Below are 15844 nucleotides of genomic sequence, written 5' to 3'. Positions count from 1 at the left end.
AAAAGGCCTTTCGAAACAGGCCCTTTTAATACTCGCATATAGGTGTAATGGCTGCGCTATTTTCACAAAGGCAATATAGGTAACTTAATGACAACCATTTTCTCTTCAGTGAGGTCTCGCATTGTGTAGGGAATTCCCCCAACGCCATAACCTGATTGCTTCCGTCCCGAAAATGGCATCCAATCAACCCGAAAGGCTGAGTGATCATTAATCATCACCGCTGAGGCTTCTAACGCATGCTGAGCCTGCAAAACAGTCGCTAAAGCATTGCTGTACACAGCTGCTTGGAAGGAAAATGGAACATCGTTCGCTCGTTGATAAGCGTCTGTGATCTGATCAAAACCATACACACACACTACAGGGCCAAAAATTTCTTTTAACGAAACGTTAAGGGTTTCTGCAGGGTTAAGTATTACCGTTGGTTCATACAGTGTCGCTGACAGTACACGACCGCCAACTAACACTTTGGCACCACTGCTTCTTGCTTCTTCAACCCATTCAGATACGCGCTGGCACTCCGCTGGGCGAATTAACGGGCCGCAGTCAGTATCTGCATTTCTTGCATCACCAACGACTAGTCTTTTAACTAGCTCAACCAATTTATTAGTAAACTCTTCAAGAATAGTGTTATCCACAAAAATACGTTGTATCGAGACGCAAACTTGCCCTGAGTGATAAAAGCCACCTTTAACGATAGAAGGTAAAATAGAGTCGATATCAACGGTACTATCAATAATAACTGGCGCTGCACCACCATGCTCCAATGCGCAACGGGTACCTGGTGCTAATTGACTTCGTAAATACCATCCCACTTTTGGTGAACCTATAAATGAGAAAAAAGCCGTTCTTGGGTCGCTCACCAATCGTTCTGTATCTTCTCTTTTAGCCAGAAAGAAACGGCACCATTTAGGCTCCAGCCCTGCTTGATAAAGTAATTCTACAAATTTTTTTGCGCTTAAAGGGGTATCATTGGCAGGTTTAATTAAGATCGGACAGTTTACCGCGACTGCTGGTGCCACTTGATGAACAATCAAATTCAGCGGATGATTAAAAGCAGATACCGCGACAACAGGACCAATTGGTTCACGATAAGTAAATGCCAATCTGCCCGAACCCGCGACAGTCAAATCCATCGGGATCTGCTCACCCTTTAAGTTCAGTAACTCTTTGGCACAAAGCTCTACACCATCAATTGCCCTATCGACCTCTACCTGAGCATCGGTTAAAGGCTTACCACCTTCGCTAGCAATAAGCATCGCTAGATCATCTTTTTGCTCTCGCATTAGCTGAGCACATCGATTTAGTATCGCTATACGCTCATGGGCTGGTGTGCGTTGTGCTTTATCAACAAACGTCTCATGAGCTTGTTGTAAAAACGTATCTAACTCATCCCAGCTAGAAAGTGTAACCTGATCCATTACGGCTTGGTTATAAGGGTTTTCAACATTAATTTGAGTCATAGTAAACAGACCTTCGAGGCTAACTCTTCAATCAACACCGTTTTGTTAGCAGTATAATCTACTGGTACATCAACCAAATGTACGCCACCCTCCTCAAAAGCATTGTTCATTATGCTCTCAAAGCTTGCAGCACTGGTAATCCGGTGACCCATAACACCATAAGCTTGTGCATATAACACAAAATCTGGATTGGTAAATTCCAATCCCCAGTCGGTGAAACCCGCAACTTGTTGCTTCCATCGAATCATTCCGTAGGAACCATCATTGAGCACCATAACGACTAGGTTTAATCCTATTCGCTTTGCGGTTTCTAGTTCTTGTGAATTCATCATGAATCCACCATCACCACAAATTGCTAATACTCGTTTTCCCGGATTTAGCTGCGCTGCCATCATAGCCGACGGCAATCCTGCGCCCATTGTGGCTAATGCGTTGTCTAGCAATACGGTGTTTGGGTAATAGGCTTTATAATTTCGGGCAAACCAAATTTTATATATACCGTTATCTAGGGCGATAATCCCATCTTCGCCCATCACCTTACGGGTATCAGCAACAAGCCTTTGCGGCGTTATAGGAAATGAATCGTCTTGGCTGCCTTGTGCCGTATGATGGTCTATCTCACCCTTTATTCGCTTAAAGTACGCCACTTCAGGGCACTTCCAACCAGCCAGTTTTTCACTAAGGCGCTCCACGGTTCGGCTAATATCACCCACCAATTCAAGCTGAGGGAAATACACCTCATCGACTTGAGCCGATTTGTAGTTTAAATGAATCACTGTTTTATCATTATCGGACATGAAGAATGGTGGTTTTTCGACCACATCATGGCCAATATTAATAATTAAATCCGCCCGAGCAACAGCGCAGTGTAGATAGTCGTTTTCAGAAAGTGCAGCGGTTCCTAGAAAGAAATCACAACGTTCATCCGCCACACCTTTCCCCATTTGGGTATTAAAAAAATAAATACCGGTGTCACTGGCAAAATGTTCTAACGCTTTCCAAGCAGTTTTTCTATTAGCCCCAGCTCCTAGTAGGATCAATGGCTGGTTAGCTGTTTTGATCTTATTTACCGCTTCATCAAGCACAAATTCATCTGCCACTGCATAATGGCGCACACTCGATTTTATGATTTTGGCATTGGTCTCTTCAGCGGCAATATCTTCTGGCAGCTCAAGAAGGATAGCACCAGGTCGCTCCTCTTCAGCTCTTCTAAATGCCTCTCTGACCAGAGAAGGAATAGTATTACCGTGAACAATTTGCTTGCTTAACTTACAAATAGGTTCATACAGCTTAACCACATCAATGATCTGAAACTGCCCTTGTTTCGATGCTTTAATCGGTTTTTGCCCTGTAATCATGATCAGTGGAAATGCACCGAGATGAGCATAAGCCGCAGGTGTCGAAAAGTTAGTCGCACCAGGGCCTAGCGTTGCCATACAGACGCCTGCTTTTCCTGTCAGGCGACCATAAGTTGCAGCCATAAAGCCAGCACCTTGCTCATGGCGCGTTAATACCAACTCGATAGAAGAATCTTTAAGTGATTCCAGTACATCAAGATTTTCTTCACCAGGAACGGCAAAAATGTACTCAACCCCTTCATTTTCTAACGCCTTAACTAATAAATCTGAAGCTTTCATGCAAATACCTTCTTAGCCACTTGATATTTTCGAACAACTACCAGCACCATTAGCCTTGATAATTAGCCACTAAATTTGTATTTGAATATAGTTCATTATTTGATATTGCAGTGCCAAATTCCAAACGGCTTAACTGCATTTATGTTGAAGGTGGTGATGTGTTAGAGCTGCTATTTCGATGGCATTTTTAGCCGTTAGTGCTGCATGCTTTATCCCCTTATATAAGCATGCGCTGGAGTAACGAATAATCAAAAGCCTGCTCAATGAGCAGGCTTTAAAATGACTATCAAGATTTAGCGAACATTATTCTTTACCCGATTTTTCTAACTTCTCTTGCGCCAGCAATGTAAAGTATTCCGTCGTTAACTTAAAAACAACGGGGCTTAGCAATAGCAACGCTATCAAATTCGGGATCGCCATCATGGCATTCAGCGTATCGGCTAATAACCAAATAAATTCTAATGAGCTGGTTGCCCCAATGGGTACTGCGACAATCCACAGCACCCGAAAAGGAACGATCGCCTTAACACCAAAGAGATACTGGACACACTTTTCACTATAAAAACTCCAGCCTAATATAGTGGTAAAGGCAAAAATAGATAAGGCTACTGCAACCACGTAATTCCCTATTCCGGGCAGTGCAGAAGCAAATGCCGCTGATGTTAATGCAGCGCCCGTTTCACCGCTTTGCCACGTTCCTGATACAACAATGGCTAAACCTGTAATGCTACAAACAACAATGGTATCAATAAATGTACCAAGCATTGCCACCAGCCCTTGCGCCACAGGATTTTTAGTTTGTGCGGCGGCGTGGGCAATAGGCGCACTGCCTAACCCGGCCTCATTCGAGAAAATACCACGGGCAACACCGAATCTAATCGCAGCCCATACAGCTGCACCAGCAAAGCCTCCCTGCGCAGCAACGGGAGTAAACGCACTGGTGATAATCAAACTAAAAGCAGCGGGAAGCTCAGAGGCATTCATCGCTAAGACAATAATTCCTGATGCGATATAAAAAGCGGCCATTAATGGCACTAACTTACCGGCAACATCGGCAATGCGCTTGATCCCCCCCATAAGAACTAACCCGACCAAAACCATCATAACTAGGCCAGATATCATGGGAGAAACACCAAAACTGGATTCAACAGCAGCAGCGACAGAATTAGACTGTACCGTGTTACCAATACCAAACCCAGCTAACGCACCAAAAATAGCAAATGCCGTACCCAGCCATGCCCACTTGCTACTAAGTCCATTTTTGATGTAATACATAGGGCCACCGACATGGTTGCCATTAGCATCCGTTTCACGGTATTTCACCGCACATACTGCTTCTGCAAACTTCGTTGCCATGCCGACAAGCGCAGTACACCACATCCAAAATAAGGCACCAGGCCCACCTAAAAATATTGCCGTCGCAACACCGGCTATATTCCCCGTACCGATAGTGGCTGACAATGAAGTCATGAGCGCATTAAACGGGCTTATTTCACCTTTGACCTTTTCTTCTTTTTCCGGGATCCTGCCAGACCAAAGAAGCTTAAAACCTGATCCTATTTTTACAATCGGCATTAATTTCAAGCCGAGAGTTAGGTATATGCCGACCCCAAGGATAAGTACCAACATTGGTACACCCCAGACAAAACCATTAATTGCAGAAATAAAATTAGCTATTGAATCCATCCGTATTCTCGCTTTTTTATTTTATCTAGATGCAAAAAACATAGGCGGCATTGACTATAAATTCAACATACGAAGCGGCAACAATTGCTCAATTAAGAAAAGGTTTGAAAATACTACCCCAAATAAAAAAGACGCAAGGCAGCACACCTTGTGTCTTTTTTATTATGTATGTACCAACACTGACGCCTTATACTTCTTTAAACGCCCGATAATAAGAGCTCATTAATGGAGCGGTTAGATAATCCCATAGCGTCCGGCTTTCCAACAAAACAAATACTTCTGTTGGCATTCCAGGATAAAGTTCAATATCTTCCATTGAAGCAATCTGCTCTGCATTCAACCGAACTTTAATCAGGTATCCACTTTGTTCTTGCGCGTTTTTCGGTTCAATTTTATCTGCTGCGACATAAATAACTTCACCATTTACTGGCGGTGTTTTACGGGCATTGTATGCGCTCAATCTCACCTTTGCCGCTAACCCTTGGTGAACCACATCAATATCTTCTGACTTAAGTACAGCCTCAATAATTAAGTCATCGCTATCCGGTACAATTTCCATAATGACATCGCCTGAATTAACGACACCACCAATACTATGAACATTCATACCCACGACGGTTCCTTCATGCTCACTACGAATCGTTATTCTATCCCTCACTTCACTAGCCGCGATTAAGGCTTTTTCGGTATCACGCAACTCTCGACCGACATTCTCTTGTTCGCCCATTAACCCTGACCGCATTTCTGCTGTTTCAGTTTTATAGTCATACTCGAGTGATGATATTTTCTGCGCAGCTAGTTCCGTTTCCGAATTGAGTTCGGCCAACTTAGCCTGTACCGTTGCACGATGTCGTTTTAACTCCAACATCTTTGTTTTCGAGACGTAACCTTTGGTGGCTAAGCCTTTCGTCATATCAATTTCTTCATTAATCAACTCAAACTGAGTTTTTACTGCCGTGACCTGTAAACGGTTACCTTGCAGCTGTTCAACTAACAATTGACGCTTTTGTTGGTAATAACTATTTCTTAGCTGCTCTCTCATCAAGCTTTGTTGATGTTTGATGATTTGAGTATTTAAAATGCTATTTGCTTCTGCTGGCGCTAACGCCCAATGGCCGACACTCTTTGGCCAATCCACAGCGGCTTGGCTACTATCAAGTTCAGCCTTAATCTCCGCTCGCTGGGTGAGTAAGGTGTAGTACTTAATGGATAAGCGCGAAAAATCGGCTTCTGCTTTACTATTTGCAAGCTCAAGCAAAACATCCCCTTTATTGACTTTTTGCCCTTCGGTGACATAAATTGCTTTTACCCAGCCCCCTTGTAAGTGCTGAACTTTCTTGCGCTGAGATTCCACGACAATCGTACCGCTAGCAATTGAGGCTGCATTGAGTTTCGCGGTCATTGACCATACAAAGAAGCCAACCACACCGAAGAGGATCAACAAGCATCCAGCTATAATGGGCTTATTGGTATCAAAGCTAACTGACTTCATGCTGCACCTCCTTGTTTTCTCATCACCACTTTCGATTTTGATTTTTCGACGGCTTTTTTGTCGTCAATCCCACCAATGGCACCTAAGAATTTGTCACAAGTACCTGCTTTTTCAATTTTCCCTTCATTAAGGAAGATTACCCAGTCCATCTGACGCAAGAACCCAGGACGGTGGCTTATCATCACGACGGTGATTTTATTTTCTTTACAATATTGCAACACGATCGAGAGTGCGATTTCACCCTCTGGGTCAAGGTTTGAATTGGGTTCATCGAGGATCAAGATGCTTGGGTTTGAAAAGATAGCCCTCGCGAGGCCAATACGCTGACGCTGCCCACCAGAAAGCTGCGCTCCACCTTCACCTAAATATGTGTCATACCCTTGTGGTAGTGAGACAATCAGTTCATGAATACAGGCTAGCTGAGCTGCATGAACAATTGATTCATCACTTGCATCGGAAAATCGACAAATATTTTCCGCAACGGTACCAGCCAACAATCCAACATCCTGCGGTAAGAAACCAATATGCTGACCAAATTGATCTTCCGGCCATTGTTCAATGTCTGCCCCATCAATTTTAATACTGCCCGCTGCGGGTTTTACGATACCCATAATGACAGAGGCTAAAGTCGACTTACCTGAACCCGAATTCCCCATGATTGCCAATGCGTGGCCACCACCTAACTTGAAATTAATATTCTGTAAAATAGGCTTTTTATGCCCTTTCATTCGGACCGAAATATTCTGTAAGTTGAGTTCACCTTTTGGCTCTGGCAGAGCTGTTTTCGCGTGAGCGTAATCATCATCCATCTCTTTTAAGCGTCGGTATGCCTTAAACCCACTTAACCAGCTTTTCCAGCCCATGACGGCCTGCTCAAAGGGAGCTAAAACTCGTGACATAATAATAGAACTGGCAATTATTGCCCCAGCACCCAACTCTTGGTTTATCGCCAAGTACACCCCAGCCGTGAGCACTGCTATTTGCAAAATGGTACGAGCATAACGACTAAAAGTGAGTACTTTGCCGATTTTTGAGTTCAGCGACCACTGTAACTGAAGCAACTCTGAGTTTTTGTCCTGCCAGACTCGGCCAATATCATTTGCCATGCCCATCGCGCGCAACATAGGTGCATTACGTAGGTAATCATTTAGCTCCATATTGGTTCGATTGGTGAGGCTTTGGGATTCCTCGTTCGGTTTCTTTGCTGCTAGCATCACAACAGTAGATAACCCAATAAACACCACCATGCCCATTAGCGCAATCATGCCAATAACAGGATGAAGCATAAATAAAATGAGCAAAAAGATAGGAACCCAAGGAATATCAAAAACCGCGGCTAGTGATGGATTAACCAATAAGTTTTTCACTTCGGTTAAATCTTGTAATCCCTGTTTTTGAATACGATTGGATGTGGATGAGCGCCGAATGCTCTCTGAAAGCATAAATGGACTAAGACGTTCATCTAGCTTTAGGCCTGATTTTTGTAGCAATACGGTTCGAGTATGCTCGAGCGCTGCTTGAACAGTTAACAAGCCAACGGCAATAACGACTAACGCAACTAATGTGTCAATACTGCTGCTTCCCATAACTCGGTCAAACAACTGCAAGCTGTACATAGGTAGCGTTAAGACTAGAAAGTTAATGGCAAGACTGAATAAGCCAACATAACGTAGATCTCGACGGCAAAAGCCGAATGCTTTTTTCAATTCATTTCGAAGCAAGGTATACCTCCGTTACTCACATCCTGTGAGCATGTCGAAGTAAAGAAAAGCCCAGAGCTAAGCTCTGGGCTTTATCACGTTACAAATCTGAACCATTGAAGCTGATGCTATCAGCATCACTGTCGCTCCAAATCGTGACTTCTTGTCCCTCTTCATTGCTAAAGGTGTAGCCATTGAGTGCTTCAGCATCAATGTCACTGCCTTCTAGCGACTCAAGTAGTTCCGCAGACATATCATTGGTAGTACCTGTTAGTGACCAACCATCGCCTTCCAACTCCACCCCTTCAGCACCCTGAAGTACAAAGTTACCACTTACATCACCGGCACCGTCATTATCCAGTACGTTATCCAAAGCCAGTTTTATTTGTGCATCACTGACATCTAAATTAACGGCTTCAATTTCTTGGAACGCGGTTTGGGTCATATCGATACTTTGGCCACCGCTGTCAGCACCGACAGTCAGCACATCGAAACCGTCGCCGCCGCTGTAAGTAACGCTATCACCGCCACCAGCAAGATCTTCACTGTCGTAGACCAAGATATCATCGCCGTCACCTGCGAATAATTGGTCAATACCACTGCCGCCATCAAGGGTGTCGTTACCTTCCCCCCCAAAGACCAAATCATTGCCTGCGCCACCACTTAAGACATCGTCACCAGCATCTCCTTTAATGGTATCGTCACCTTCGCCTCCGGTAATGGTGTCATTGCCCTCTCCACCAACCAGATAGTCATCACCCGCACCGCCATCGATAGTGTCATCACCATCTTGACCATATAGGCGATCATTACCCTCACCGCCAGCTATGGTGTCATTGCCATCTCCAGCATAAATAGTATCGCGCCCTTCACCACCATCGATATTGTCATCGCCAGCACCAGAACGAATCACATCGTTGCCTTCACCAGCGACGATAGTGTCATTTCCTGCGCCAGTTAGAATGGTGTCACTGCCAGCACCGGCATTAATCTGGTTGTTACCATCGCCAGCATTGATCACATCACTGCCATCGCCTGAGCTAATGCGATCGTCACCTGATCCTGTATTAATCTGATCGCGACCAGCACCTGCGGTGACTTGGTTATTACCTTCGCCAGCATCAATAACATTATCACCGTCACCAGCATCAATTACGTCATTACCAGCACCAGTTGTCACAGTGTCACTACCTTCACCAGCATCAACCGTATTATTTCCCGACATCGATGTGATGGTGTCATTACCACGGCCGCCAGAAAGGTTGTCGTCACCTTCGCCACCGTCAATAATGTCATCGCCTTCACCACCGCTAATGGTGTCATTGCCAGCGCCGCCTTCTAGTCGGTCGTCTCCCGCTCCACCATCGATAGTATCGGCACCAGTACCACCATAAACAACGTCATTACCTTCACCCGCTGATATCGTGTTATCACCGGCTTCAGCGTGAATTTCATCATTACCCGCACCACCATCTAGGTTGTCATTACCTTCACCAGCAAACAGTTTATCGTCGCCTTCACCACCTGATAGCTTGTCATCACCTTCGCCACCAAACAGTAGGTCATTACCCTCACCACCTTGTAGTTGGTCGTTACCCGCGCCACCTTCAAGTTGGTCATCACCTGCACCGCCTGAAAGGTTATCGTTCCCCTCACCGCCGTACATTAAGTCATTGCCAGCACCTGCTGTTGCAGTATCATCACCAGAACCACCAAATAAGGTGTTATTACCATCACCTAAATCAATGGTGTTGTTGCCAGCTTCACCATAAACCACATCATCGCCTTCGCCAGCGTTGATCGTGTCATCACCCGAGCCGGCGAACAATGTATCGTTGCCCGCACCGCCAGTGATATTATCGTTATCGGCGCCACCGTATAAGGTGTCATTCCCTGCGCCACCGACCAGCGTATCATTACCTTCACCACCGTAGATGTGCTGACTACCACTATCAGAAGCGATCATGGTGTCATCGCCAGCCTCACCGAGTAAGACATCGCCACCATCATCGACCATGTAGTCGTTACCTTCACCACCAGCGAGGAAGTCATTACCTTCACCACCAATCATCTTGTCATCGCCTGCGCCACCATATAGCACATCGTTACCGGCACCGCCTTCGATGGTGTCATTACCTGCGCCAGCATCAACAAAATCATCGCCTGCGCCTGCATCGATAACATCATTACCGTCACCGGCAAATACGGAGTCATTCCCTTCGCCAGCCGTGATCGTATCGTTATCTACACCACCGTAAACAAAGTCATCCCCGGCACCTGCATCAATGGTATTGGCACCCGATTCACCATGAATCTCATCGTTACCTGCCCCGCCTTCTAAGGTGTCATCACCCTCACCGCCGAAGATCTTATCGTCACCTTCACCACCAGCGATGGTGTCGTTGCCTGTGCCACCAAACAGCAAGTCATCACCTGCGCCGCCGTCAATTTTGTCGTCGCCCTCACCACCTTCAACGTGGTCATTCCCTGCGCCTGCGCTTAGCTGATCATTACCAGCGCCACCGTGCATTACGTCATCACCGCTACCAGCTGTTGCAATATCATCACCAGAGCCACCAAACAGGGTATTATTACCTTCACCTAAGTTAATGGTGTTATTACCGGCTTCACCGTAAACGGTATCGTCACCCGCGCCAGCATCAATATTATCGTTACCTTCGCCAGCATAGATTTCATCGTTGCCTTCACCGCCAGTGACTTTATCATCACCTGCGCCAGCGAATAGCACATCGTTGCCTTGACCACCATCGATCTGGTCATTACCAGCACCGCCATAGACGGTATCGTGACCTTCGCCAGCAGTGATGGTGTCATCGCCTGTGCCACCGTAGACTTGGTCATCGCCAGCGCCAGCGTCGATTTGGTTAGTACCACCTTCAGCATAAATGGCATCATTGCCTGCGCCAGCATCTACCTTGTCGTCGCCAAGGCCAGTGACAATCGTGTCATCTCCTGCGCCCCCCGATAGCTTGTCGTTACCTTCACCGCCATCAATGTAGTCATTACCCTCACCACCACTGATAACATCATTACCAGCACCACCTTCAAGATGATCGTTACCTTCACCACCATCGATAGTATCGTTACCCGTACCACCGAATACAACGTCGTCTCCAGCACCTGCCAAAATGGTGTTATCACCAAGTTCACCATGAATTTCATCATTACCGGCACCACCTTCTAGGTGATCATTTCCCTCGCCACCGAAGAGTTTGTCGTCACCATCGCCGCCCAACAGGGTGTCATTGCCTTCGCCACCGAGTAGCAGATCATCACCTTCACCGCCATCTAAGGTGTCGTTACCTGCCCCACCTTCTAATTGGTCGTTCCCTGCACCGCCTGAAAGGTTATCGTCACCCTCACCGCCGTACATCAAATCATCGCCAGAGCCTGCAACAGCAGTGTCACTACCCGAGCCACCATAAAGGGTGTTATTACCCTCTCCAAGATCTATGGTGTTATTACCAGCCTCACCATAAACAGTGTCATTGCCTTCACCCGCATCAATTTTGTCGTTGCCTTCACCCGCAAACAGCACATCATCGCCACCACCACCAGTGATGGTATCGTCGTCGGCACCACCATAAAGAGTATCGCTAGCATCACTACCAATCAGGGTATCGTCGCCTGAACCACCATAGATGTTATGACTACCCGTTGCTGCAGCGACCATAGTATCGTCGCCTTCTTCACCAAGAAGGACATCACCGCCACTATCGGTTAGGTGATCATTACCGGCTCCACCCGCCAAGAAGTCACTGCCTTGTCCACCCGTGATGCGGTCATTACCCGCACCGCCAAATAACACATCGTTACCTTCCCCACCCACAATGACGTCATCACCATCACCTGCATCAACGAAGTCATCGCCGCTGCCAGCATTGATGACATCATCTCCTTCACCTGCGAAAACCTTATCGTGTCCTTCGCCAGCATCAATGGTGTCATCACCCGTACCGCCGTAGATCTCATCGTCACCTTCGCCAGCATCTATCTGATTGGTGCCGGATTCGGCATAAATGGTGTCGTTACCTGCTCCACCATCGAGTATGTCATCACCCGTACCTGCGATAAGGGTATCGTCACCCGCTTCGCCAGAAAGAACATCGTTACCTTCTCCACCTTGGATAACATCGTTCCCTTCACCTCCGCGAATAGTATCGTTACCCGCAAAACCTTGTAGGCTGTCATTACCTAAGCCGCCATCTATAATGTCATCACCCGCGGCACCAAATACGGAATCATCACCTTCGCCAGCATTGATAGTGTTACTGCCTGATTCGGCATGAATTTCATCGTTACCTGCCCCGCCTTCTAGCAAGTCATCGCCTTCGCCACCGAAGAGCTTATCGTCACCATCACCACCAGATAGGCTGTCATTACCCGCCCCACCAAGTAATACATCAGCGCCAGCGCCGCCAGAGATACGGTCGCGCCCCGCACCGCCATCTAATTGGTCATCACCACCACCGCCCGTTAATTGGTCATCATCCGCACCACCATACAGGGTGTCATTGGCATCACTTCCGACTAAGGTGTCGTTACCTTCACCACCGTAAACCTGATGGCTTCCTTCTGCTGCTGCAATCAAGGTGTCATCGCCAGCTTCACCTAACAATACATCGTTGCCATCACCCGTAATGGTGTCATCGCCGTCGCCGCCAGCAAGGAAGTCTGTTCCTTCACCGCCGATTAAATTATCGTTTCCAGCCCCGCCGAGTAATACATCATCGCCGCTACCACCCGATAAGCTATCGTTACCTGCGCCACCTTCGAGTTGGTCATTACCCGCGCCGCCATCAACATTGTCATTACCGTCGCCAGCGTAGACAGTATCGTTACCTTCACCAGCAGTGATTGTGTCGTTATCAACACCACCGTAGACCTGATCATCGCCCGCTCCAGTATCAATTCGGTTAGCGCCAGACTCACCATAAACGGTATCGGCACCGTCGCCCGTCGCGATTACGTCGTCGCCTGTACCCGCAAAAACAGTATCGTTACCAGTCCCAGCTTCAACGCTATCATTACCTTCACCGGCAAAAAGCGTATCGTCACCACCGCCGCCAGTAATGGTATCGTTATCTTCACCACCGTACAGGGTATCGCTGGCACCGCCACCCACTAGGGTATCGTCACCTTCACCGCCATAAATCTGGTGGCTGCCTGAGTCTGCCGCAATCAGGGTATCGTCCCCAGCTTCACCAAGAACGGTGTCGCCACCTTCATCGGTAATTTGGTCATCTCCGGCACCACCAGCAAGATGATCTGCGCCTTCACCACCCACTAAAGTATCGTTGCCTTCACCACCAAGTAAGGTGTCGTTACCCGCACCACCCATAAGTTGGTCATTGCCCGCACCACCCTCTAGGTTGTCATCCCCCGCTTTACCCGAGAGAATATCGTTGCCATCACCACCACTTAGCGTGTCATTCTCATTCGAGCCGGTAAGCTGATCGTTACCTTCACCACCAAATAAACTAGAAGCATTATCGCCAGCGCTAATTTTGTCATCGCCAGCCTCACCGTATAACTCGTTGTTACCTGAGTCGCCGCGGATAATGTCATCGCCTTCTCCGCCATAAACCGTATCGTTTCCGTCACCAGCATCTATGCTGTCACTTCCTTCACCGCCAAAAACAGTGTCATCGCCAGAACCTGCTTCAACTAAGTCATCACCGCTATCAGCAAAAAGTGTGTCATTGCCTTCACCACCAGCAATTAAATCATCACCATCGCCACCTGCAATCGTGTCATTGCCCGCATCGCCTTCCAATACATCATCGCCGGATTCACCGTATAGCTGGTCATCACCGTCACCACCCAGAACAATGTCATCACCGTCACCTGCGGTGACTAAATCATTGTCTTGGCTACCAACAATAAAATCCTCACTGTCTGTTCCAGCTTCGTAGTTAGTTGTTCCTTCAGGTTTTTTAGTGTCAGCCATACGAATATCCCTTTTTGGTAATTAAAAATGACTCAAATATGAGATTAGACGCATATCTATGATGTGCAAACGGAATTTAGCGTCTATGTATGAAAAATTAGTCATGAAAAACACAGACAGTGAGTAGGTGTATTTATGTGGTGCTATAAACAGTAGATAAACAATGTTTTACTAACCTTCCACTAGTGCGAGGTTCTAACTAATAATGACGCCTACACCTAACTCCTAACGGTGAGTTAATACTTACCTCAATTAATTTCATCACGTTTCTTATATAAGGTATTAATCATCTCAACTAAGAAGCCCTTTTATATAAATATTGAGTTAGCAATGAAATTATTATCTCTATATAATGAAATGCATACCGATAATACGACAAATCAATAATATCCTTTAATTTCAATTTTATAGTTTATTTTCGTCTAGTTCATGGTTTTTATTTATCATCATGATGTAGATAAAAGAGCAGTGACGAATTTGAACTGATAATTTAAAGCTTAAGTAATATATAAATAGATAAAGGCAGAAGACACTCAACTATATATTAAATATGAAGATTTAAAGAAGATATCCATGTAGCAACAGAGTAGGCATCTAATGAAGGACATCCAATAACAGTCATATTGATGTCGAACGTATTATTCTATGGGGTCAATCTTTGGGAGGAGATTTGATAAACCGCTACTCATCGTAGCGGTTATTAGTGATTCTTTCACTTAATCATACAGAGACTCTTCCCCTTCAGGCCGAGTTTTAAAGCGTCGGTGCAACCACATATATTGCTCAGGCGCTTCCATAATCGAGCATTCAATGGCTTTGTTAACATATGCAGCTGCCTTATCAGGGTCATTTTTAGGAAAAGCATCCAACGGGGGAAACACCTTCAGCGTATATTTGCCAGAATCGGTATTTCGAACCATTGCAAACGGAACAAGCGCACAGTCTGATGCATCAGCTAATAAGCTGGTTCCTGTCGTTGTGCATGCTTTCTCCACCGCAAACAAAGGAGCAAAGGTTGAGCGACGGCGACCATAGTCATGATCTGGTGCATACCAAACACGCTCACCCTTACGTAAAGCACGCAGCATGCCTTTCACATCTTTACGATCAATCATGTATTTATTTGATCGTACACGTCCGTGAAATTGAAAATAATCAAAGCAGGGATTGTTATTGGGGCGATAAACACCGATACCGGGTGTTTTCAAGCCAAATGCACGCGCGCCAAGCTCTAGGTTCAAAGAATGAACGGCCACAAGAAGCACGCCTTTACCTTGTTTTTCTAGCTCTTGGATATGCTCAAAGCCTTCATATTTGACATGGCGTTCAACACGAATATCAGGCCAAAACCACGCCATACAGGTTTCAAATAATGCTAAGCCTGTATTATCAATGTTCTTTTTTAAGATAATATCGCGCTCTTCCTGCGACATACTCGGAAAGCAAAGTTCAAGGTTACGATCAATGGTCTGCTTACGCTTTTTAACGATAAGCATACCTAGCCGGCCAACGACCTGTCCTAGTCTAAATTGGATAAAATAAGGCAACCAGCTCATTAAATACATGAGACCAATCATTACTAAAGTGATCCAATAGCGTGGATGCAATAATGACTTGGTAAAAACAGGCGCAGTAACGTGGCTCATAATTGTTATCCCATTCTTTTATCTTATTACACCGGTAGTGCAGCTTGCTAAAGCACAATCCAACATATGCAACTGAGACATACCAGTATTGAACGGCGTATTTTATTGCTTGATTATATTTGTTGCAAGAAGATGACAAGTAAAACACATACCACTACAGCTCGTGTTAAGCCATTGATGGGCTAATAAACAACCAGCCTAATAACTATACAACAGACTTAGCAGTTCATCATTTTCAAACAAGTTTTTGAG

General features: G+C 45.9%; 7 protein-coding genes. All 7 read right to left on the bottom strand.

Annotated elements, in window-relative coordinates:
• Window positions 1–62: 62 nt before the first annotated feature.
• Window positions 63–1460 carry an aldehyde dehydrogenase family protein gene (locus L4D78_RS17150; RefSeq protein WP_428468069.1) on the bottom strand — a complete coding sequence of 466 codons (1398 nt, stop codon included), beginning with the start codon at window positions 1458–1460 and terminating at the stop codon, window positions 63–65.
• Window positions 1457–3097: an acetolactate synthase large subunit gene (locus tag L4D78_RS17145; protein ID WP_428468068.1), complete on the bottom strand. Its 1641-nt coding sequence runs from the start codon at window positions 3095–3097 to the stop codon at window positions 1457–1459. The genes L4D78_RS17150 and L4D78_RS17145 overlap by 4 nt, the downstream gene beginning before the upstream one ends.
• A 303-nt stretch (window positions 3098–3400) precedes the next feature.
• Window positions 3401–4783: an alanine/glycine:cation symporter family protein gene (locus L4D78_RS17140; protein WP_428468067.1), complete on the bottom strand. Its 1383-nt coding sequence runs from the start codon at window positions 4781–4783 to the stop codon at window positions 3401–3403.
• Between the two features lie 187 nt (window positions 4784–4970).
• Window positions 4971–6275: an HlyD family type I secretion periplasmic adaptor subunit gene (locus tag L4D78_RS17135; protein WP_428468066.1), complete on the bottom strand. Its 1305-nt coding sequence runs from the start codon at window positions 6273–6275 to the stop codon at window positions 4971–4973.
• Entirely contained in the window at window positions 6272–7996 is a 1725-nt protein-coding gene (locus L4D78_RS17130; RefSeq protein ID WP_428468065.1) for a type I secretion system permease/ATPase, read from the bottom strand. Before L4D78_RS17130 ends, L4D78_RS17135 begins: the two co-directional genes overlap by 4 nt.
• Window positions 7997–8075: 79 nt before the next feature.
• A complete protein-coding gene (locus L4D78_RS17125; RefSeq protein ID WP_428468064.1) occupies window positions 8076–13946 on the bottom strand; it encodes a beta strand repeat-containing protein in 5871 nt (1956 codons plus the stop codon).
• Between the two features lie 716 nt (window positions 13947–14662).
• Window positions 14663–15592 (bottom strand): LpxL/LpxP family Kdo(2)-lipid IV(A) lauroyl/palmitoleoyl acyltransferase, encoded by a 930-nt coding sequence (lpxL, locus tag L4D78_RS17120; RefSeq protein WP_428468063.1) that lies wholly within the window; start codon window positions 15590–15592, stop codon window positions 14663–14665.
• Between the last annotated feature and the right edge of the window lie 252 nt (window positions 15593–15844).

This window comes from Photobacterium minamisatsumaniensis, assembly GCF_050336695.1.
GTDB classification, from domain to species: Bacteria; Pseudomonadota; Gammaproteobacteria; order Enterobacterales; family Vibrionaceae; genus Photobacterium; species Photobacterium minamisatsumaniensis.
The sequence above is the reverse complement of the archived record's forward strand: the minus strand, read 5'-3'. Positions and strand labels throughout refer to the sequence as shown.